This is a genomic window from Streptomyces sp. NPDC055632, assembly GCF_053618675.1.
In genome coordinates this window covers 176,723-192,935 of record NZ_JBSHHY010000013.1, presented here as the reverse complement: position 1 = coordinate 192,935, position 16,213 = coordinate 176,723, and the positions used below count along the sequence as shown (strand labels likewise).

Genomic DNA, 16,213 nt, shown 5'->3' with positions numbered 1-16,213 from the left:
TCGGTGTGGTGCGGGGGCGGGGGGTGGCTGTCGCGGGTGGGGGGGGGGGGTCCGCGCGACGGGCCCCGGGCGTCAGGCCTTGGCGGGCGCCGACGCCGGTGCGGACGCGTCGGACGCGTCGGGCGCGTCGGGCGCATCGGGCGTGTGGGGCGTGTGGGGCGTGTGGGGCGCTCCGGCCCCCGCCCCGCCACCGGCCCCCGTCCCTCCGGCGGCCACCACCGTCTCCACGGCCGCCTCCGTGTCCACGTCGAACTCCTCCAGGAGCCGGTCGCTGAAGCCCCAGAAGTACGTCGCCACGAAGCCCGCCAGGTAGCCGGTGAGCAGGCCGCCCGCGTAGACGGCGATCGTGCGGACGAGGCCCTCGTCGCCGTCGAGGAGGGGGAACAGGGCCCAGCCGGAGGGGCCGATCGCGGTCGAGCCGACCTTGGCGCCCAGCATGCTGAAGAGGCCGATGAAGCCGCCGCCGAAGGCGCCGCCCACGCAGGCGGTGACGAAGGGGCGGCCCAGGGGGAGCGAGACGCCGTAGATCAGGGGCTCGCCGACGCCCAGGAAGCCGGCCGGGAGGGCGGACTTGACGGTGCGGCGGATGGAACCGTTGCGCGGGAGCTTCAGGTAGACCGCCATCGCCGCGCCGACCTGGCCCGCGCCCGCCATCGCGAGGACGGGCAGCAGGACCGTGGAGCCCTGCTGCTCGATGAGCGTGGTGTGGATCGGGATGAGGGCCTGGTGCAGGCCCAGCATCACCAGCGGCAGGAACAGGCCGCCCAGGACGAAGCCCGCGCCCGCGCCGGCGTGCGCGAGGAGCCAGTCGGCGAACTCGCCGATCGCGTTCGAGACCTCGCCCGCGACGAACATCAGGCCGAAGATCGTTACCAGGCCGGAGACCAGGACCGTGAGCGTCGGGGTGACCAGGACGTCCAGGGACTCCGGCACCCACCGGCGGCACCACTTCTCCACGTACACCGCGAGGACCGCCGCGCCGAGCGCGCCGAGCACACCGCCCTGTCCGGGGGAGAGGGTCTGGCCGAAGGCGTCGACCTTGGCGACGCCCGGGAAGACGATGATCGCCGCGACCGCGCCGCCCAGGATCGGCGTGCCGCCGAACTCCTTCGCCGTGTTGAAGCCGACGAAGACCGCGATGAGGGCCATGAAGCCGCTCGCGATCGCGGCGAGGGCGGGGGTGACGCCGGGCAGCCAGCCGAGGTTGATGAGGAGGCCGTTGAGGCCGGCGATGATGCCGCAGCCGATGAGGGCGGGGATCAGCGGGACGAAGACGTTCGCGATCCGGCGGAGGAACAGCTTGAACGGGGTCTGGTTCCTCGCCTTCCGGGCCGCCCTGATCGCCGCGCCCTGCGCCGCGAGGCCGTCGGCGGAGGACGCGGGGGCGCCGGCCTCCGCCTGGTTCTCCTCGTGCGCCTCGGCCACCAGAGCCTCGAACTCCGGGGTCACGCGGGCGACCGTGCCCGGCCCGAGGACGATCTGGTACGTGTCGTCCTCGACGACGCCCATCACGGCCGGCAGGGCCTTCAGGGCCTCGTCCCGGACGAGCGAGCGGTCCCGCAGGCCGAGGCGGAGGCGGGTCATGCAGTGGGCGACGGAGGTGATGTTCCCGGCGCCGCCGACGAGGGGGAGGATCGCGGCGGCGACGGCGCGGTTCTTGTCGTCAGTGCTCATGGTGCGGTGGTGCCTTGCTGTGTGGGGGAGGGGGAGCCGGGTGGGGTCTACCGGGCGTGCAGCGCCGCGCGCAGGTGGCCGCGGGAGCCGGTGAGGAGCTCGGCGGCGGTGGGGGCGTCGACGTCCGCGAGGATCATGAGGATCGCGTTCTTCACCTCGCCGTCGGCGGCGGCGAGCGCGGCCTCGATCCGCTCGTCGGGCGCGCCGGTGGCCAGGGCGACGATCCGCCGCGAGCGGGCCTGGAGCTTCTCGTTGGAGGCGCGGACGTCGACCATCAGGTTCCCGTACGTCTTGCCGAGCCGGATCATCGTGATCGTCGAGATCATGTTGAGGACGAGCTTCTGGGCGGTGCCGGCCTTGAGCCGGGTGGAGCCGGTGAGCAGCTCGGGCCCCGTGACGACCTCGATGCCGTGCTCGGCGGCGGCGGCGAGCGCGCTGTCGGCGTTGCAGGACAGGCCGACGGTGAGCGCGCCGAGGGCGCGGGCGTGCTCGACGGCGCCGATCGCGTACGGGGTGCGGCCGGATGCGGAGACGCCGACGACGGTGTCGTCCGGGGTGAGCCCGAGCGCGGTGAGGTCCGCGACGGCGAGCTCCTTGGAGTCCTCGGCGCCCTCGACGGCCTTGACCATGGCGGAGGGGCCGCCCGCGATGAGACCGACGACCTCGGCGGGGTCGGTGTTGAAGGTGGGCGGGCACTCGCTGGCGTCGAGGACGCCGAGGCGGCCGGCCGTGCCCGCGCCCAGGTAGATCAGCCGGCCGCCGCGGGCCATCCGCTCGGCGGTGGCGTCGATGGCGGCGGCGATGGCGGGCAGCTGCCGGGCGACGGCGGCGGGGACGGACTGGTCCTCGCCGTTCATGGTCCGGGCGATCTCCAGGGTCGGGAGCTGGTCGATCTCCGCGAGCTCGGGGCGGAAGGCCTCGGTGGTGAGGGTGGCGAGCTGGGCGCGGAGTTCGGAGTACGTGGAAGCGGAGGCGGAAGCGGACACGTGCGGCTCTTTCGGTACGGCGGCGTCGTCGGCGCCGGTGCTTTACGGGTGCGGGTGCTTCGGCGGACAGGGACGTTTCAGCGGGTGCGGGTGCGGGTGCGGGTGCGGGTGCGGGCGTGGGTCGCGGCTCAGCGGGTGCGGGGCGAGTGCCGGTGGGCGAGGGCCTCGTAGGAGGCGGCGAGGGCCGGGGCGGCCGTCTCGTACGTCCGCTGGGTGACGCAGGTGAACAGGCAGTCCACGACCAGGAGTTGGCTGGTCCGGGACGACATGGCCGCCGGGCGCAGCTCGCTCTCGCGGGCGGTGGAGGTGGTGAGGACGTGGTCGGCGTACTGGGTGACGGGGCCGTCCGGGCGGCCGGTGATCGCGACGGTGGTCGCGCCGTGGTCGAAGGCCACCCGGAGCGGTTCTATGACGTCGCCGGTCGAGCCGGAGTGGGTGATGGCGATGGCGACGTCGCCGGAGCGGAGCTGCACGGCGTTGGTGACGGCGAGGTGCGGGTCGCTGTGGGCGTGCGCGACCAGGCCGATGCGGAGCAGCTTCTGCCCGAGGTCCTGGGCGACGAGCCCGGAGGCGCCGACGCCGTAGATGTCGACGCGGCGGGCGGTGGCGAGGGCGGCGACGGCGGCGCCGAGCTGGACGGTGTCGAGTCCGGCGGCGGTGTCGGCGAGGGTCTGCTGCTCGTCGTAGGCCAGTTTGGCGACGACGTCGGCGATGGGGTCGTCCACGGCGATGTCGGCGGTGACGGCGGGCGCGCGGCCGGACTGCTGCTGGGCGGCGAGTCCGGCGAGGGCGAGGCGCAGGTCGCGGTAGCCGGGGTAGCCGAGGAGGCGGGCGGTGCGGACGACGGTCGCCTCGCTGGTGCCGGTGAGTTCGGCGAGGCCGGTGACCGTGAGGGCGGCGCAGCCGGCCGGGTCTCCGGCGACGGCCTCGGCGACCCGCTGCATCGAGCGGGTCATGGAGGGCGCCAGGGTCCGCACCTTGGCCGCGAGGGCGGCGGGGGCCGGGGGCGCGTCGCTGGTGAAACTTTCCTTCACGTCATTGGTCACGCCTGAAAGATACTTTCGGAAGGGTGGTGCGACAAGCCCCTTCCGGTGGCCGGATCCGGAAGGGACCTTCGCCCTTCCCGCCGCCTCCCGGGCCGGGTGACAATGAGGGAATGGACGACATCGACACGGTGGAGCAGGCGCTGCACACCGCCCGCGCGCTGGTACTGGCCGATCTGGCGGCCCGCGAGGTCGCCGCGGCCGAGGTCGTGTCGATGGTGGAGGACTCGGTCACGCACCGGCGCTGGTGGGTCGAGCAGTGGCCGGAGGGGGTCTCGTACGTGGCGGGGCTCGTCGCCCAGGACGTGCAGGACGCCCTCCTCGAACGGTACGGGCGCTGGCCGCTCTGCCCCGTCTGCGCCTCGGGCGACCCGCACGCCCTCGACGTGGAGCCGGAGCTCGGCCCGGACCCGCACTGGGTCTGCGGCAAGCAGGGCGTCGTGGTGGCGCCGGTGGGCGGCCTGAGGTGAGCGGCGGGTCCGGGGTGAGCGGCGGGTCCGGGACGGCGGGAGGAGTCCGCGCGTGACCCTCTACATCGATCCGCCGACCTGGCCGGGACACGGCCGCATGTGGTCGCACCTGGTCAGCGACGTCTCCTTCGAGGAGCTGCACGCCTTCGCGGCCACGATCGGCGCCCCGCGCCGCGCCTTCGAGCGGGACCACTACGACATCCCGGCCGACCACTACGCGGCCGCGGTGACCGGCGGAGCCGTCGAGGTCGGCTCGAAGGAACTCCTGCGCCGCCTCACGGCGGCGGGCCTGCGGCGGCCGAAGAGCCGCCCGGCGGCCTGAGCGGCCGCCCGCGGGAGCCCCGTCTCAACCGGGCTATCAACCGGACAGGGACGACTCCCGGCCGTCCTTCGCGGGGGCGGCGGCCCCGCTCCCGGTCACCACGTGGCCCCCGCCCGGCGTCCGCCGGGAGAGCTTCAGGGCCACCGCGGCCGTTCCCAGCCCCACGGCCGTCATCGCCGCGCCCGCCCAGGCCGTGGAGGCGAAGCCGAGGCCCGCGTCGATGACGGTGCCGCCGAGCCAGGGGCCGCCGGTGTTGCCGAGGTTGAAGGCGGCGGTGGTGGTGGCGCCCGCGAGGGTGGGGGCGGCGCCGGCGACGTTGAACATGCGGGCGTTGAGGGCCGGGGCGGTGTAGAAGGCGGAGACGCCGAGGAGGAAGGCCAGCAGGACCGTGACGACCGGGCTGGACGCGAAGAGCGCCAGGGCGACCAGGAAGACGGTCGAGGCGGCGATGCCGCTGAGCATCACCCCGAAGAGGTGCGCGTCCGCGACCCGGCCGCCGATCGTCGTACCGACCAGGGCGCCGATGCCGAAGAGCCCGAGGACGATCGAGACCCAGCCCTTGTCGAGGCCGGAGACGTCGGTGAGGAGCGGGGCGAGGTACGAGAAGGCGCAGAAGACGCCGCCCGCCGCGAGCGCGGTGACGACGACCGAGAGCAGGACCTGCCGGTCGCGGTAGATCGTCAGCTCCCGCTTGAGCCGGGGCCGGGTCTCGGGGACCGGGATGTGCGGGATGCGGGTGAGGACGCCGACGAGGGCGATCGCGGAGGCGAGGCCGACCGCCCAGAAGGCGGAGCGCCAGCCGAGGTGCTCGCCGAGGAAGGCGCCGGCGGGGACGCCGAGGACGTTGGCTATGGAGAGCCCGCCGATCATCACGGCCATGGCCCGGGCCCGCGCGCCCACCGGCACCATCGCGATGGCGACGGCCGCGCCGACCGCCCAGAACCCGGCGCAGGCGAGCGCGCTCACGACCCGGGAGGCGAAGAGCACGCCGTAGTTCGGCGCGAGGGCGCCCGCGACCTGGCCCAGGCCGAAGACGGTGATCAGGGCGATCAGGGTCGTCTTGCGGGGGAGCCGCAGGGTCGCCACGGCGAGGAGCGGGGCACCCACCACCATGCCGATCGCGAAGGCCGAGATGAGCAGTCCGGCCTGCGGGATGGAGACGTTCATGTCCTCCGCGATGGGCGGCAGCAGCCCGGAGAGCATGAACTCGCTCGTCCCGAGCGCGAAGACGGAGAGGCCGAGGATGTAGACGGCCGTCGGCATGCGGGTGGACGAGGGGGCGGCGGTTCCGGTGGGGGCGGGCTCGGCTGAGGAAGGCGGCATGACATGCGTCAACCCGTACTTCGTGCCTGTCATTCCTGGGTGCCCGAAGGTCTCGGGATACGAGACGGTCGCTCTCCGTGACAGGGAGGCGCCCATGAGCTTCGACGTGTTCGTGCACAAGTTCGAGAACGGTGAGCTGGTACCGCTGGACACGGCGGCCGCGCGTGAGGTCCTGGCCCCCTATGTGGTGGGTCGGGACTCCGACCCGGACTTCCTCCGGGTGAGCACGGGGGAGCACGAGCGGGCGGACGTGTACTTCAGCACGCCGACCGGCATCACGGTGGCGATCACGTCCTCCTGAACGGGTGCGGAACCCGTCCGCCTCCGCCCGGTGACCGCTACAGGTCTCCCGCCGCACCCGTCCTGGCGAAGGCGGCGACGTGGCGGCGGACGTGGGAGAGGAACTCGGGCACGCTGTCGGCGTACTTGTCGAAGTCCTCGTCGTCGAGGGACGACGACCGGGACCGGTGGACCACGCCGCCCCAGTCGGCGACGTAGAAGAGGCCGTCGCCGTTCGAGGCGATCACCATCCCGAAGGGGTCGTCGGCCGACGGGACGAAGACCGGCCCCTCCTCCAGGAACCGGCGCAGGCACTCGCCCGCCGGAGGCATGAAGAAGCCGCTGCCCACGTCGGGCAGGGCGACCTCCGCCACCGACTCGTAGAACGTCACCATCCCGTCGCACCGCACGGGCTCCCGGTCGTAGGCACGGGCGGCCCGGAGGTCCTCCGCCCCGGCGGCCCGGACCTCGTTCCTGCCCGGCGCGCGGCCGTGGGTCTCCTCGAACGACGCCGTCATGGAGCGCACCGCGTCCGTGATCCCGTCCCGCCACCGCGCCAACCACGCGGCCGAATACCAGAGTTGTTCCCTCTCCCGGTCCATGCCCGGGATCATGCCACCGTCCTCAGCTCCTTCAGCTCCCGCTCCACGTTCTCCCGCGCCTTCTCCTCCCACACCGCCGCCCCGTAAGGGGTCCGGAAGAGCCGGGGCAGGTCGAGGAGGTGGCGCAGGACGGCGGCGCGGCCCTCGCGGAAGGCGTCGTCGGGGACGAAGCCGTACTCCTCGCGGACCGCCGCCGCGTACCGCGCGTACGTGTCGGGGTCGCCCGCCAGGACCGCCAGGTCCGCGTCGCAGAGGGTCTCGCCGTTCAGGTCGCCCACGGCCGGGTCGTGGGTGACGGTCAGGCGGACCAGGCGGGCCACCTCGGCCACCTCGTGCGGGGTCAGGCCCGCCTCGGTGAGGGCCTTCTCGGCCAGGAGCGCCGAGCGCTCCTCGTTCTCGGAGCGGTCGGGACGGTAGACGGCGTCGTGGAACCAGGCCGCGAGCCGTACGAGCTCCAGTTCGCCGCCCTCGCCGCCCTGGTCGGTGAGCTCGTCGACGCGGTCGAGGACCGCCCGGAGGTGGTCGACCGTGTGGTAGCGGCGCTGCGGCTCGGCCCAGCGGGCGAGCAGGTTCAGCCCGTACGGGGCGGGGTCGGGGCCCTCGCGGCCGGCGCGGGCGGCGAGCAGGGTGGCGTTCCAGCGCCGGAGGAGCGCGGGATGCTGGTCTGCGGTCATGGGGGCATTGTGCCCGCCGGGCGCGGGCGGTGCGTGTTCAGAGCATGCGGCGCAGGAGCCGGTCGCGGTCGACGAGCTGGTGCTTGAGGACCAGGCCGACGTGGCAGGCGAGCGCGGCGAGGAAGAGCACCTGCGCCGTCACGTGCACCCACAGCAGGCCGTCGTCGTCCGAGGCGAGCAGCAGTATTCCGGTGACGGGGACGACGAACGTCAGCGCGTAGAGCGCGACCTCCGTGCGGTGGGCGAAGCGGCGCTCGAACGCCGTGAGCGTCGGCGCCCAGGGCGGCAGCTCGGTGTGTCGCCGCCACAGCAGCCGCGCCACCCCCAGCACGACGACGAGGGCCCCGACGAGCACGTGGACGGTCAGCAGCGCGTCCTCGCCGAAGGGCTCGTACCCGTCGCCGCCGCGTCCCCGTCCGCGCCCGCGCCCGGACTCCTCGCCCCGGCCCCGGCCCCGCCCCCGTCCGGACTCCGAGGCGTCCAGCGCGTACCCGACGGCGAACTGGACGGCGAACGCGACCACGACGCTCCAGTGGAGGACCTTCGTGAGGGGCCGGTAGCCGGGGCTGCTGTTCATCGCCCCATCACAGTCCATCCCGGCGCCTCTCGCACCGCGTACGGGGGCGGGCCCCCACGCCGTGTCCCGGGCCCGTCCCCGGCCGCGCACTCCCGGCAGTGCGTCTCGTCCGCGAGGGGCCGGAACAGCATGGGCTGGACGTGGTCGCCGGCGCACTCGCGCGTGCCTTCGAGTCGCGGGGAGAGCCGGGGTCCGGACGGCTGCGGTCCGGGCGGCGATGACGCGAGCTGGGGCAGGGTGCGGGGCGGTACGTCCCGCAGCAGGTACCGGACCAGCCCGCCGGGGCGGTGGACGGGGGTTCCGGCGCCGGGCAGGCCGCGCAGGACGTGTTCGTGGACGTCGGCGGGGGTGTGTCCGGTCTCCAGCCAGCGGGCGGCGAGGCGGGTGAGTTCGTCGCGCATGCCGGGCGGGATGTGGCGGAGGGCGGGGGAGAGGAGGGGCAGCGCGCCGACGAGGGCGCGGGCCTCTTCCCGCCGGGGGCGGGAGGGCGCCTCGCCGGGCTCGCTGACCGGTTCGCTGACCGGCTCGTCGGTGGGCGAGGGAAGGTGGGAGGTGTCTTCTCCGGGTTCTTTCTCTGGATGACCGCCGGTCGACGGGGCCTTCGGAGCACCGGCGGCCGGGACACCGGCGGCTCGATTCCGGGGACTCGGTGCGACCTGCGGGAACACCCGGTCCTCGCAGGTGGGGAGGGGGCTCTGGGCGAGGAGTTTGGCGGCCTCGTCGGCGGTCAGGGGGGCGCTGGAGACGAGCTGTTGGGTGATCCAGAGTCCGCCGGCGCCCTGGACCCGCCGCTCGTGGACGAATCCCTCGTCCTTGAGCTGCCGCTTGGCGTGCGTGAAGGCGCAGGCTCCGATCCGGGCGCGCTGGGCGGTGCGGGAGAGCGATTCGCGGGCTCCGCGGGGGAGCGAGAGCTGCCAGGTGAGGATGCGCACGGCGTCGGAGTTGAGGCGGGGGTGGCGGATGATGTCGTGCGAGTACTGGCCGAAGGCGCGGGAGGGCACGATAACGTTGCGGTAGATCACGGGTGGGTCGCTTCCACTAGTGGTTCAGGCCCTCGCCGATGGTTCTCAGGTCATCGGTGAGGGCCGTTTTGCGTGAACGTACCGCGCTGGCATATGCCCGGACAGATGCGCAGAGTGAAGACCCCCCGTTCGAGTGACGCGCAGTCACATCATCTTTCAGATGCCGGAGATGGGCCCCGTGGCGAAGTGCTGATGACGCGGAGTGCACCGCGCGGAGTCAGGCTCGCGCGCTCCTCCGGGCTCGCCGTCCAGCACTGTTCGGCCGCCGCCTCCCACAGGTAGCCGCTGGGGCGGACCAGGACCAGCATGTTCCCGTTCACGGAACGGACCTGCCCGGTGAGCGCCCGTTGCGCGTCGGTCACGACCTCGCCGATCCGGTACCTCACTTCTCGGCCGCCCGCGCGGTGCGCAGGAGCACGGTCAGCCGCTTGGCACCGCCGACGCCGACGGTCCCGAGCCCGTACCGGTGCGTGTCCCCGCCGGGGCCGTGCGTGACGTCCCGGTAGAGCCCGCTCGTGGGGAGGCCGGCGGTGTCCATGGCGTCCTTGAGCTCCCGGTACACACGGGCGGCTTCGGCCTCGGTGACGGGGCGGGTGGGGGGTGGGGGCGGGAGTGTACCCATGGAGGGCCTTCTTTCTGGTGGATCTTCTCCGGACACCTTCACGATGACGCGTGCCGTCCTACGCTCACCAGGAGTTGGGTTTCCGGAGGGGAACGGGGAACGTGGCATATGCCCGCGGAGAACGAGATCGACCCGAGCGAGAGCCTGGAGAGCTTCATCGCCGACCTGGTCCGGGACGCACGCAAGCAGCTCGGGTGGCGGCAACAGGACCTCGCGGCCAAGGTGTTCAGCAGTACGACGCGCGTCTCCGAGATCGAGAACGGTGATCCGCCGGATCTGAAGCTCGGGCGTCAGATCGACCAAGTCCTTGAGCTGGGCGGGAAGCTGGCGAACCTGCTGACGATCCGGGACCGGGTCGCTTTCCGTGACTACGCGCAGGGGTTCCTCAGGGACCAGGCACGGGCGCTGGCCGTCTACGAGTTCTCTCCGGTGATACCGGGCCTGCTCCAGACCCCGGAGTACGCGAGAGCGATCATGAAGTTGGAAGACCCCGACGAAGTCACCGACATCGAGAGCTCCGTGCAGCGGCGAAGTGAACGCCAAGCCGTGTTCGACGGGCCGCATCCGCCTTGGTTGTGGGTCGTCCTCGACGAGTCGGCCTTCACGAAGGTGATGGGGTCGAAGCGGGTCATGCGTGACCAGATCGAATGGCTCCTCGAAGCCACCGAAAGGCCGTTCATCAACGTGCAGGTCCTGCGCACCGACCGCGCGGTCATCCGTGGATCGGTGAGCCTGCTGACCCTGCCTTCGGGTGATCGGACCGCCTACACCGAGGGGTTCGGCATCGGCCGCTACGTGATCGAAGCGACAGAGGTCGCTCTCTTCCAGAAGATTTATGATCGGCTCCACGCCGACGCGCTCGGGGTCGAGGAATCGCGAAAGTTCATGCGTGACGTACTTGGAGATGCACGATGACTGAGCCCACGTGGCACAAGAGCACGTACAGCGGCAACAACGACAACTGCGTCGAGGTCGCCGACAACCTCCCCTTCGTCCACGTCCGGGACACCAAGGACCACGCCAGGGGCCAGCTGACCGCCTCCCCGGCCGCCTGGTCCGCGTTCACCGCGTTCGCGCGGACGTACGCGGTCTGACCGATCCCGTCACGCGGCGCGCCCGGCCTACTCCCGGCTCGTGTAGTGGCGTCTCGCCCACAGGGGGATCACGAACCACAGGGCGAACAGCCAGGCGCCGACCGCACCCGCCAGCCACGCGGCGAGCGTGTCGTCGAGGGCCACCCGCAGCAGCATGAGCAGGGTCAGGACGGTGGTCACCGCGAGCAGCAGCAGCCCCGTCCTGGCCATCCGGGCGGCGATCACCACCGTCTGCGGCTTGATGCGGCGGCCCGCGACCATCCGGTGCAGGGACACCGGGCCGATGAGGGAGCCCGCGCTGGCCGCACCCAGCACGACCGCGGTGACGTAGAGGGCGCGGTCGGTGTCGCCCAGGTCGGTGAAGGCGGGCTGGAACACGGCGATGAACAGGACGCCGAAGAGGATCTGCACGCCGGTCTGGGCCACCCGCAGCTCCTGGAGCAGGTCGACCCACATCCGGTCCGCGCGCTCCTCGGGCGACTCGTCGCGCCCCCGGCGCCGGTCGGAGGGGCCGGGCGCGGCGTCCCCGCCGCCTTCCGGTTCCGGTGCCATACGCGCTCCTCGCCGAGGTCTCCCCACGGCCCCCAGGGAAAGTCTCCCACCGCCCCGGGCGGGGAGCGAGGCGTGCCCCTTCGTCCGTTCGGCCCCGCCCCCGTGCGGGTCCCGGAGGCGGCTGCTGTGCTGGGCGGGACACCCCCCGTGCGTACAGGAGCGACACCATGGCCGTCATCGTGACCGTCGAGATCCCCGGTGGGACCGAGGAGCAGTACGAGGAGATCATGCGGCAGCTCGGGAGCACCGACTGGTTCCCGGCGGACGGGCTCATCGCGCACGCGGCCGGACCCGACGGGGAAGGGGGCTGGAAGGTCGTCGACTTCTGGGACTCCGAGGACCGGTTCCTCGCCTTCGTGGAGCGGGCACGGCCGATCATGGAGCGGGCCGGCATCTCGTCGATGCTGCCGACGGTGCAGCGGGCCGTGAACGTCGTCCTGCGCTGACGTCGCGCGGGACGACCCGGCCGAAACCCTTCCGCGCCGACGGCGCGCGGGGCCGTCGAGAACCCCCCCCCCCGTCCCGGCGGCGCACGGGGCCGTCGAGAACCCTCCCGCCCCGACGGCGCACGGGGCCGTCGAGAACCCTCCCGCCCCGACGGCGCGCGGGCCGTCGAAAACCCTTTGCGGCGGACGGGGTCCGAGGGCCAGGCTCCTCGTCCATGACCAGTCATCCTTCGCACCCGCCCGTCGCGCCCGTCGCGTCCGTCGCGGACCTGTTCGCCGCCGACGGGCGCCTCAAGGCGGTCCCGCGCCGGGCCGCCCGTCGCGAGGCGCTGCTCGCGCACCTCGCCGCGACCCTCTTCGAGACCGGCCGGACCTACCGCGAGTCCGAGGTCAACGAGGCGCTGAAGGGCGTGCACGAGGACTTCCCGGCCCTGCGCCGGTACCTCGTGACCGGCGGCTTCCTCTCCCGTACGAAGGACGGCGCCGCCTACCGCCGACAGCAGCGGACCGGCACTCCCGGAGGCGCGATCCCCGCCGTCGCATGACGGCGGACCCGGTGGTGGCCGGCCTCCTGGCCGGCTACGGCATCGCGATCCCGGTCGGCGCCGTCGGCGCCCACCTGGTGGCGGTCGCGGCCCGTTCCCCGTGGCGTACGGGGGCGGGCGCGGCGCTCGGCATCGCCACCGCGGACGGGCTGTACGCCCTGCTGGCCGTGCTCGGCGGCGCGGCCCTCGTCCCCCTCCTCGCCCCGGTGGCGGCCCCCCTGCGCCTGGGCTCGGCCCTGGTCCTCGTCGCGCTCGCGGCGCACTCCGCGTGGCGGGCCGTACGGGCGTACCGCGGCGGTACGGCCCCGGGGCGGGAGTTCCCGCCCGCTCCCCGGCGCGCGTTCCTCGCCTTCCTGGGGATCACGGTCCTCAACCCCCTGACCGTGCTCTACTTCACCGCCCTCGTCCTCGGCGGCCGTCCGGCGACGGGCCCGGCCGGGGCGGCCGCCTTCGTCCTCGCCGCCTTCGCCGCCTCCGCGAGCTGGCAGCTCCTCCTGGCGGGAACGGGCACGCTCCTGGGCCGCACCGTCACGGGCCCCCGGGGCCGCCTGGCGACGGCCCTCGCGTCGAGCGCGCTGATCGTGGCGCTGGCGGTGGGGGTGGTGGTCTAGAGCGGAGGCCGGGAGCGGCCGGGCCGGTCAGCGGCCCCGCCGCGCCCCCGCCGCCAGGGCCGCCGCTCCCGCCAGCCCCACGAGCGCCCCCGCCGCCAGCACCCCGCCGCGCGAGCGCCAGGACAGGACCGCCCCGTCCGACCGGGCCGAGAAGACCGATCCGACGCTCAGCCAGGATCCGACCGAGCCCACGGACAGGGCCGAGCCGACCGATCCGGCGCTCGCCCAGGAGCCGATCGAGGCGAACGAGTGGGCGGAGCCGACCGACCCGATGGAGAGGAAGGAGCCCACCGAGCCGATGGAGAGCATCGAGCCCACGGAACCGATGGAGAGGAACGAGTTCCTGGACCAGAGGGAGAGGGACGAGGTCCCCGGGCGGGAGCAGGGGTGAGAGGCCATGGACCGATCCTAGGGACGCACCGGGAACCGCGCTCCCCGAACGCGCCCGCCCCGCACGCCCTTTGACCGGGCGAACGCGCCGGGTTACGTTGCAGGTGCAGCCCGAAAGGCCCTGACCAGGCCGTTTCCCGGGCCGCACGTCGACATGCGTACGGGGGAGTGGAATCGGATGCGGGCGGAGAACGGAAACGTTCCGGCGGTGGCACCGGAGGACGGTGCGGAGCGCACGGAGAAGCCGAGCTGGTACCTGGCGAGCCTGTTCGCCGCGATCGCGTGCGCCGTGCTGAGGCTCGGCGGGGTCTGGACCTGGTGGGCCCTCCTCTGGGTCCCCCTCCTCCTGCTCGCCGTCGCGTTCGGCGTCGACGACTGGCGCCTCATGGCCCGCCCCCGCCCCCGCCTCGGAGCCTACGGGTGGTTCGCGCTCGTCACCGCCCACCTGGGCGTCACCGTCGCGGCCGCACGGATCGTCACCGCGTAGCGCGCCCGCCGGCGTCGTCCGTACGGCTCAGGCGGACGCCCGGGGCGTCCGGTCGCGCGGCGGGCGGGCCAGGGTGACCGTGCGGAGGAGCCATTCCGCCGGACCGTGCCGGCGGGTGGACATCAGCCTGGCGCTCAGGGCGAGTTGGGCGGCGTACAGGGCGAGTGCGCCGAGGGTGACGGCGGCCGTGCCGAGGCGGTCGTAGAGGGCGAGGCCGTAGCCGGTGAAGACGAGGGCCAGGACCAGGGACTGGGCCAGGTAGTTCGTCAGGGCCATCCGGCCGGCGGGGGCGAGGAGGGCGGTCACCCGCGCGCCGCGCGCCGTGCGCAGGAGCAGCAGCACGCCGCAGACGTACGCGGCGGTGAGGGCCGGGGCCGTGACCGTGTTCACCGCGTGGCCGAGCAGCTCCCAGCGGGGGCCGAGCGGGCCGACCGCGGTCAGGGCCGCGAAGACGCCGCCGGGCAGGCCCACGGCGGCGCCGAGCAGGCAGACGAGGCGCGTCCGGCGGTGGCGGATCCGGGCGGTGGCGGCGTCGGGCGCGTCCGAGAGCAGGCGCCGCTTGCCGCAGTACAGGCCCGCCAGGAAGGCCGTCACGACGAAGCCGCCCATCAGGGGGAGGGCGAGGAGCACCTCGGGCAGCAGTCCCGCGTTGGCCGCCACGACGGACGCGGCGTCGCCGCGGTAGGCGGCGACGAGCGCGGGGAACCCGTCGGTGACCTCGGTGTTCACGGCGGCCATCTCGGCGTCGGACATGAGCAGCGGGACGAGCCCCACGAGCAGCAGCAGGGCGCTCGCGCACCCGTGCACGATCAGCGCGGCGGTCCGGGCCGCCCCCGGCGAGCAGCCGCGCGCCGCGACCAGGACCAGGCCGAGCAGGGCGTACGTCATGAGGATGTCGCCGGAGAACAGCAGCACCGCGTGCAGGGCCCCGAGGGCGAACAGGCCCAGGGAGCGGCGCAGCAGCCGGGGCACGGGTCCGACGCCGTCGCGTGCGGCCGACTCCAGCTGGAGGGTGAGGCTGTAGCCGAAGAGGAACGAGAACAGCAGGAAGAACTTGCCGGTCACGAAGGTCTGGACGACCGCCTCCACGGCCCGGTCGAGGGAGGAGGCGTCCGGGTCGGCGATGCCGTGGAGGCCGTACGGGCCCGCCGCCATCGGCGCGTTGACCAGCAGGATGCCCAGGAGCGCGAAGCCCCGGAGGGCGTCGACCTCCGCTATGCGCGGCCGGTCCCCTCGTACGTCCGTCACCGTCGTCGCCGCTGTCACCGGCACTGTCCCCCCGTGGTCGGTCCGCGGTGACCAGCGTAATCGGACGGCGTTCGGTGCGGGTGCGCCCTGCACACCCTCCAGGGGCAGGCCCCGGTGCGTCAGGAGGCCGTCCCCGTGCTCCGCGCCGCGCTCCGGAACGTGCGCCGGTACGTGTCCGGCGGCACCCCGAGCGCGTTGTGGAAGTGGCGGCGCAGGGTCGTCGCCGTGCCCATCCCCGTGCGGACGGCGACGAGTTCGACGCTGTCGTCCGTGGTCTCCAGGAGCTCCTGGGCCCGGTGGATGCGCTGGGTGTGCAGCCAGCGCAGCGGGGTGGTGCCGGTGGTCGCGGTGAAGCGGCGGGTGAGGTTCCGCGTGCTCATGTTCATCCGGCGGGCGAGGTCGGGGATCGTCAGGGGCTCGTCGAGCCGGGCGCCCGCCCAGGCGAGCAGGTCCGCGAAGGCGTCGGCGGTGTCGGCGGACGTCGGGGCGGCGACGTACTGCGCCTGGCCGCCCGCGCGGCGGGCCGGGACCAGGAGCCGCCGGGCCAGTTCGGCGGCGACGGCGGCGCCGTGGTCGGCGCTCACCAGGTGCAGGCACAGGTCCATCCCGGCGGCCTTGCCCGCCGAGGTCAGGACGTTGCCGTCCTCGACGTAGAGGATGTCCGGGTCGACCTCGACCCGGGGGTGACGGGCCGCCAGGTCGCCGGTGTGCGCCCAGTGGGTGGTGGCGCGGCGGCCGTCCAGTACGCCCGCGGCCGCCAGGACGAACGCTCCCGTGCACAGCGACACGATCCGCGCGCCCCGCGCGTGCGCCGTGCGCACGGCGTCCAGGAGGTCGGCGGGCGGGTCGGCGTCGACGTCGGAGCAGGACGGGACGATGACGGTGTCCGCGCCGGCGAGCGCGTCGAGGCCGTGCGGGGCGTCGATCCGCAGCCAGCCGTCGAGCCGGGCGGCGGCGGTCTCCGGCGCCGCGCAGACCCTGAAGTCGTACCAGCCGTCGGTGATCCCGCGATCCACGCCGAACACCTCGCAGGCCGCCGCGGTCTCGAACAGCATCGTCCCGTCGTGGACCGCCAGCGCCACAGAAGTCATGCGGGGAGTGTACGGAGCGGGGTGCGCCGGGGCGCCCGCGAGCCGGGGCCCGCCCCACGGGCGGGGCCCGCGCGGGGGTCTGCGTCTGCTTAGGGGTAGGACGGGGCGGGGCGCCCGCGCCCGGCCCCGCCGTGGGGGCGGCGCCCGGGTCGGCC

At 73.9% G+C, this 16,213-nt stretch carries 22 protein-coding genes; 9 read left to right on the top strand and 13 right to left on the bottom strand.

Annotated features, from left to right (window positions below; translation table 11 throughout):
• Positions 1 to 72: 72 nt before the first annotated feature.
• The 3 genes from ACWGSR_RS19170 to ACWGSR_RS19160 all read right to left on the bottom strand — a co-directional run bounded on the left by ACWGSR_RS19170 (position 73) and on the right by ACWGSR_RS19160 (position 3,706).
• Positions 73 to 1,674 carry a PTS transporter subunit EIIC gene (locus ACWGSR_RS19170; RefSeq protein ID WP_453567673.1) on the bottom strand — a complete coding sequence of 534 codons (1,602 nt, stop codon included), beginning with the start codon at positions 1,672 to 1,674 and terminating at the stop codon, positions 73 to 75.
• Between the two features lie 47 nt (positions 1,675 to 1,721).
• Complete coding sequence (gene murQ, locus ACWGSR_RS19165) at positions 1,722 to 2,660, bottom strand: N-acetylmuramic acid 6-phosphate etherase (RefSeq protein WP_376245801.1); 939 nt, start codon at positions 2,658 to 2,660, stop codon at positions 1,722 to 1,724.
• Between the two features lie 128 nt (positions 2,661 to 2,788).
• Positions 2,789 to 3,706 carry a MurR/RpiR family transcriptional regulator gene (locus tag ACWGSR_RS19160; protein WP_376245798.1) on the bottom strand — a complete coding sequence of 306 codons (918 nt, stop codon included), beginning with the start codon at positions 3,704 to 3,706 and terminating at the stop codon, positions 2,789 to 2,791.
• A 110-nt stretch (positions 3,707 to 3,816) separates the two neighbouring features.
• Between ACWGSR_RS19160 and ACWGSR_RS19155 the strand changes: the two genes are divergently transcribed.
• Together ACWGSR_RS19155 and ACWGSR_RS19150 are read left to right on the top strand one after the other, a co-directional pair.
• Positions 3,817 to 4,173, top strand: a complete 357-nt coding sequence (locus ACWGSR_RS19155; protein ID WP_376245795.1) for a hypothetical protein — start codon at positions 3,817 to 3,819, stop codon at positions 4,171 to 4,173.
• A gap of 52 nt (positions 4,174 to 4,225) precedes the next feature.
• Entirely contained in the window at positions 4,226 to 4,495 is a 270-nt protein-coding gene (locus ACWGSR_RS19150) for a DUF4031 domain-containing protein (protein WP_383316665.1), read from the top strand.
• Positions 4,496 to 4,531: 36 nt separating this feature from the next.
• On the opposite strand, the gene ACWGSR_RS19145 is transcribed toward ACWGSR_RS19150, so the two are convergent.
• The gene (locus ACWGSR_RS19145) at positions 4,532 to 5,758 is read right to left on the bottom strand and encodes a Cmx/CmrA family chloramphenicol efflux MFS transporter (RefSeq protein WP_453567681.1); all 1,227 of its coding nucleotides are present in this window, start codon (positions 5,756 to 5,758) and stop codon (positions 4,532 to 4,534) included.
• A 154-nt stretch (positions 5,759 to 5,912) separates the two neighbouring features.
• On the opposite strand from ACWGSR_RS19145, the gene ACWGSR_RS19140 reads away from it, so the two are divergent.
• Entirely contained in the window at positions 5,913 to 6,119 is a 207-nt protein-coding gene (locus ACWGSR_RS19140) for a hypothetical protein (protein WP_453567670.1), read from the top strand.
• Between the two features lie 37 nt (positions 6,120 to 6,156).
• Here ACWGSR_RS19140 and ACWGSR_RS19135 read toward each other — a convergent pair whose 3' ends face one another.
• The 5 genes from ACWGSR_RS19135 to ACWGSR_RS19115 form a co-directional block, all read right to left on the bottom strand.
• Positions 6,157 to 6,699, bottom strand: coding sequence for a hypothetical protein (locus tag ACWGSR_RS19135; protein WP_453567668.1), 543 nt, complete (start codon positions 6,697 to 6,699; stop codon positions 6,157 to 6,159).
• Between the two features lie 8 nt (positions 6,700 to 6,707).
• Positions 6,708 to 7,373, bottom strand: a complete 666-nt coding sequence (locus tag ACWGSR_RS19130) for an HD domain-containing protein (RefSeq protein WP_376245784.1) — start codon at positions 7,371 to 7,373, stop codon at positions 6,708 to 6,710.
• 37 nt (positions 7,374 to 7,410) lie between these two features.
• Positions 7,411 to 7,950, bottom strand: coding sequence for a cytochrome b (locus ACWGSR_RS19125; RefSeq protein ID WP_453567665.1), 540 nt, complete (start codon positions 7,948 to 7,950; stop codon positions 7,411 to 7,413).
• Positions 7,947 to 8,972, bottom strand: a complete 1,026-nt coding sequence (locus tag ACWGSR_RS19120; protein WP_453567663.1) for a hypothetical protein — start codon at positions 8,970 to 8,972, stop codon at positions 7,947 to 7,949. Before ACWGSR_RS19120 ends, ACWGSR_RS19125 begins: the two co-directional genes overlap by 4 nt.
• A gap of 382 nt (positions 8,973 to 9,354) precedes the next feature.
• The gene (locus ACWGSR_RS19115; RefSeq protein ID WP_453567661.1) at positions 9,355 to 9,594 is read right to left on the bottom strand and encodes a hypothetical protein; all 240 of its coding nucleotides are present in this window, start codon (positions 9,592 to 9,594) and stop codon (positions 9,355 to 9,357) included.
• A 108-nt stretch (positions 9,595 to 9,702) separates the two neighbouring features.
• Between ACWGSR_RS19115 and ACWGSR_RS19110 the strand changes: the two genes are divergently transcribed.
• On the top strand, positions 9,703 to 10,509 hold the full coding sequence (locus ACWGSR_RS19110) for a Scr1 family TA system antitoxin-like transcriptional regulator (protein ID WP_386366506.1): 807 nt from the start codon (positions 9,703 to 9,705) through the stop codon (positions 10,507 to 10,509).
• A complete protein-coding gene (locus ACWGSR_RS19105) occupies positions 10,506 to 10,688 on the top strand; it encodes a DUF397 domain-containing protein (protein ID WP_453567659.1) in 183 nt (60 codons plus the stop codon). The genes ACWGSR_RS19110 and ACWGSR_RS19105 overlap by 4 nt, the downstream gene beginning before the upstream one ends.
• A 27-nt stretch (positions 10,689 to 10,715) precedes the next feature.
• Here the strand turns inward: ACWGSR_RS19105 and ACWGSR_RS19100 are convergent, their stop codons facing one another.
• On the bottom strand, positions 10,716 to 11,240 hold the full coding sequence (locus ACWGSR_RS19100; protein WP_453567657.1) for a DUF6328 family protein: 525 nt from the start codon (positions 11,238 to 11,240) through the stop codon (positions 10,716 to 10,718).
• Positions 11,241 to 11,407: 167 nt separating this feature from the next.
• On the opposite strand from ACWGSR_RS19100, the gene ACWGSR_RS19095 reads away from it, so the two are divergent.
• The 3 genes from ACWGSR_RS19095 to ACWGSR_RS19085 all read left to right on the top strand — a co-directional run bounded on the left by ACWGSR_RS19095 (position 11,408) and on the right by ACWGSR_RS19085 (position 12,842).
• Positions 11,408 to 11,686 carry a hypothetical protein gene (locus ACWGSR_RS19095; RefSeq protein WP_376245755.1) on the top strand — a complete coding sequence of 93 codons (279 nt, stop codon included), beginning with the start codon at positions 11,408 to 11,410 and terminating at the stop codon, positions 11,684 to 11,686.
• A 215-nt stretch (positions 11,687 to 11,901) separates the two neighbouring features.
• Positions 11,902 to 12,231 carry a DUF2087 domain-containing protein gene (locus tag ACWGSR_RS19090; RefSeq protein WP_453567655.1) on the top strand — a complete coding sequence of 110 codons (330 nt, stop codon included), beginning with the start codon at positions 11,902 to 11,904 and terminating at the stop codon, positions 12,229 to 12,231.
• Positions 12,228 to 12,842 carry a LysE family transporter gene (locus ACWGSR_RS19085; RefSeq protein ID WP_453567653.1) on the top strand — a complete coding sequence of 205 codons (615 nt, stop codon included), beginning with the start codon at positions 12,228 to 12,230 and terminating at the stop codon, positions 12,840 to 12,842. Before ACWGSR_RS19090 ends, ACWGSR_RS19085 begins: the two co-directional genes overlap by 4 nt.
• 27 nt (positions 12,843 to 12,869) lie before the next feature.
• Here ACWGSR_RS19085 and ACWGSR_RS19080 read toward each other — a convergent pair whose 3' ends face one another.
• Complete coding sequence (locus ACWGSR_RS19080) at positions 12,870 to 13,241, bottom strand: hypothetical protein (protein ID WP_376245747.1); 372 nt, start codon at positions 13,239 to 13,241, stop codon at positions 12,870 to 12,872.
• Positions 13,242 to 13,440: 199 nt separating this feature from the next.
• On the opposite strand from ACWGSR_RS19080, the gene ACWGSR_RS19075 reads away from it, so the two are divergent.
• Positions 13,441 to 13,719, top strand: a complete 279-nt coding sequence (locus ACWGSR_RS19075; RefSeq protein ID WP_376245745.1) for a hypothetical protein — start codon at positions 13,441 to 13,443, stop codon at positions 13,717 to 13,719.
• A 27-nt stretch (positions 13,720 to 13,746) separates the two neighbouring features.
• Here the strand turns inward: ACWGSR_RS19075 and ACWGSR_RS19070 are convergent, their stop codons facing one another.
• Positions 13,747 to 14,985: a DUF418 domain-containing protein gene (locus ACWGSR_RS19070; RefSeq protein ID WP_453567651.1), complete on the bottom strand. Its 1,239-nt coding sequence runs from the start codon at positions 14,983 to 14,985 to the stop codon at positions 13,747 to 13,749.
• Between the two features lie 101 nt (positions 14,986 to 15,086).
• The gene (locus tag ACWGSR_RS19065) at positions 15,087 to 16,058 is read right to left on the bottom strand and encodes a GlxA family transcriptional regulator (RefSeq protein ID WP_453567649.1); all 972 of its coding nucleotides are present in this window, start codon (positions 16,056 to 16,058) and stop codon (positions 15,087 to 15,089) included.
• Positions 16,059 to 16,213: the final 155 nt, after the last annotated feature.

Bases quoted from the DNA above. Each gene is read 5' to 3' on its own strand.
- ACWGSR_RS19140 (WP_453567670.1), top strand. From the start codon at position 5,913: ATGAGCTTCGACGTGTTCGTGCACAAGTTCGAGAACGGTGAGCTGGTA.
- ACWGSR_RS19135 (WP_453567668.1), bottom strand. From the start codon at position 6,699: ATGGACCGGGAGAGGGAACAACTCTGGTATTCGGCCGCGTGGTTGGCG.
- ACWGSR_RS19145 (WP_453567681.1), bottom strand. From the start codon at position 5,758: ATGCCGACGGCCGTCTACATCCTCGGCCTCTCCGTCTTCGCGCTCGGG.
- ACWGSR_RS19100 (WP_453567657.1), bottom strand. From the start codon at position 11,240: ATGGCACCGGAACCGGAAGGCGGCGGGGACGCCGCGCCCGGCCCCTCC.
- ACWGSR_RS19110 (WP_386366506.1), top strand. From the start codon at position 9,703: ATGCCCGCGGAGAACGAGATCGACCCGAGCGAGAGCCTGGAGAGCTTC.
- ACWGSR_RS19095 (WP_376245755.1), top strand. From the start codon at position 11,408: ATGGCCGTCATCGTGACCGTCGAGATCCCCGGTGGGACCGAGGAGCAG.
- ACWGSR_RS19115 (WP_453567661.1), bottom strand. From the start codon at position 9,594: ATGGGTACACTCCCGCCCCCACCCCCCACCCGCCCCGTCACCGAGGCC.
- ACWGSR_RS19105 (WP_453567659.1), top strand. From the start codon at position 10,506: ATGACTGAGCCCACGTGGCACAAGAGCACGTACAGCGGCAACAACGAC.
- ACWGSR_RS19090 (WP_453567655.1), top strand. From the start codon at position 11,902: ATGACCAGTCATCCTTCGCACCCGCCCGTCGCGCCCGTCGCGTCCGTC.
- ACWGSR_RS19125 (WP_453567665.1), bottom strand. From the start codon at position 7,950: ATGAACAGCAGCCCCGGCTACCGGCCCCTCACGAAGGTCCTCCACTGG.
- ACWGSR_RS19080 (WP_376245747.1), bottom strand. From the start codon at position 13,241: ATGGCCTCTCACCCCTGCTCCCGCCCGGGGACCTCGTCCCTCTCCCTC.
- ACWGSR_RS19085 (WP_453567653.1), top strand. From the start codon at position 12,228: ATGACGGCGGACCCGGTGGTGGCCGGCCTCCTGGCCGGCTACGGCATC.
- ACWGSR_RS19130 (WP_376245784.1), bottom strand. From the start codon at position 7,373: ATGACCGCAGACCAGCATCCCGCGCTCCTCCGGCGCTGGAACGCCACC.
- ACWGSR_RS19065 (WP_453567649.1), bottom strand. From the start codon at position 16,058: ATGACTTCTGTGGCGCTGGCGGTCCACGACGGGACGATGCTGTTCGAG.
- ACWGSR_RS19170 (WP_453567673.1), bottom strand. From the start codon at position 1,674: ATGAGCACTGACGACAAGAACCGCGCCGTCGCCGCCGCGATCCTCCCC.
- ACWGSR_RS19155 (WP_376245795.1), top strand. From the start codon at position 3,817: ATGGACGACATCGACACGGTGGAGCAGGCGCTGCACACCGCCCGCGCG.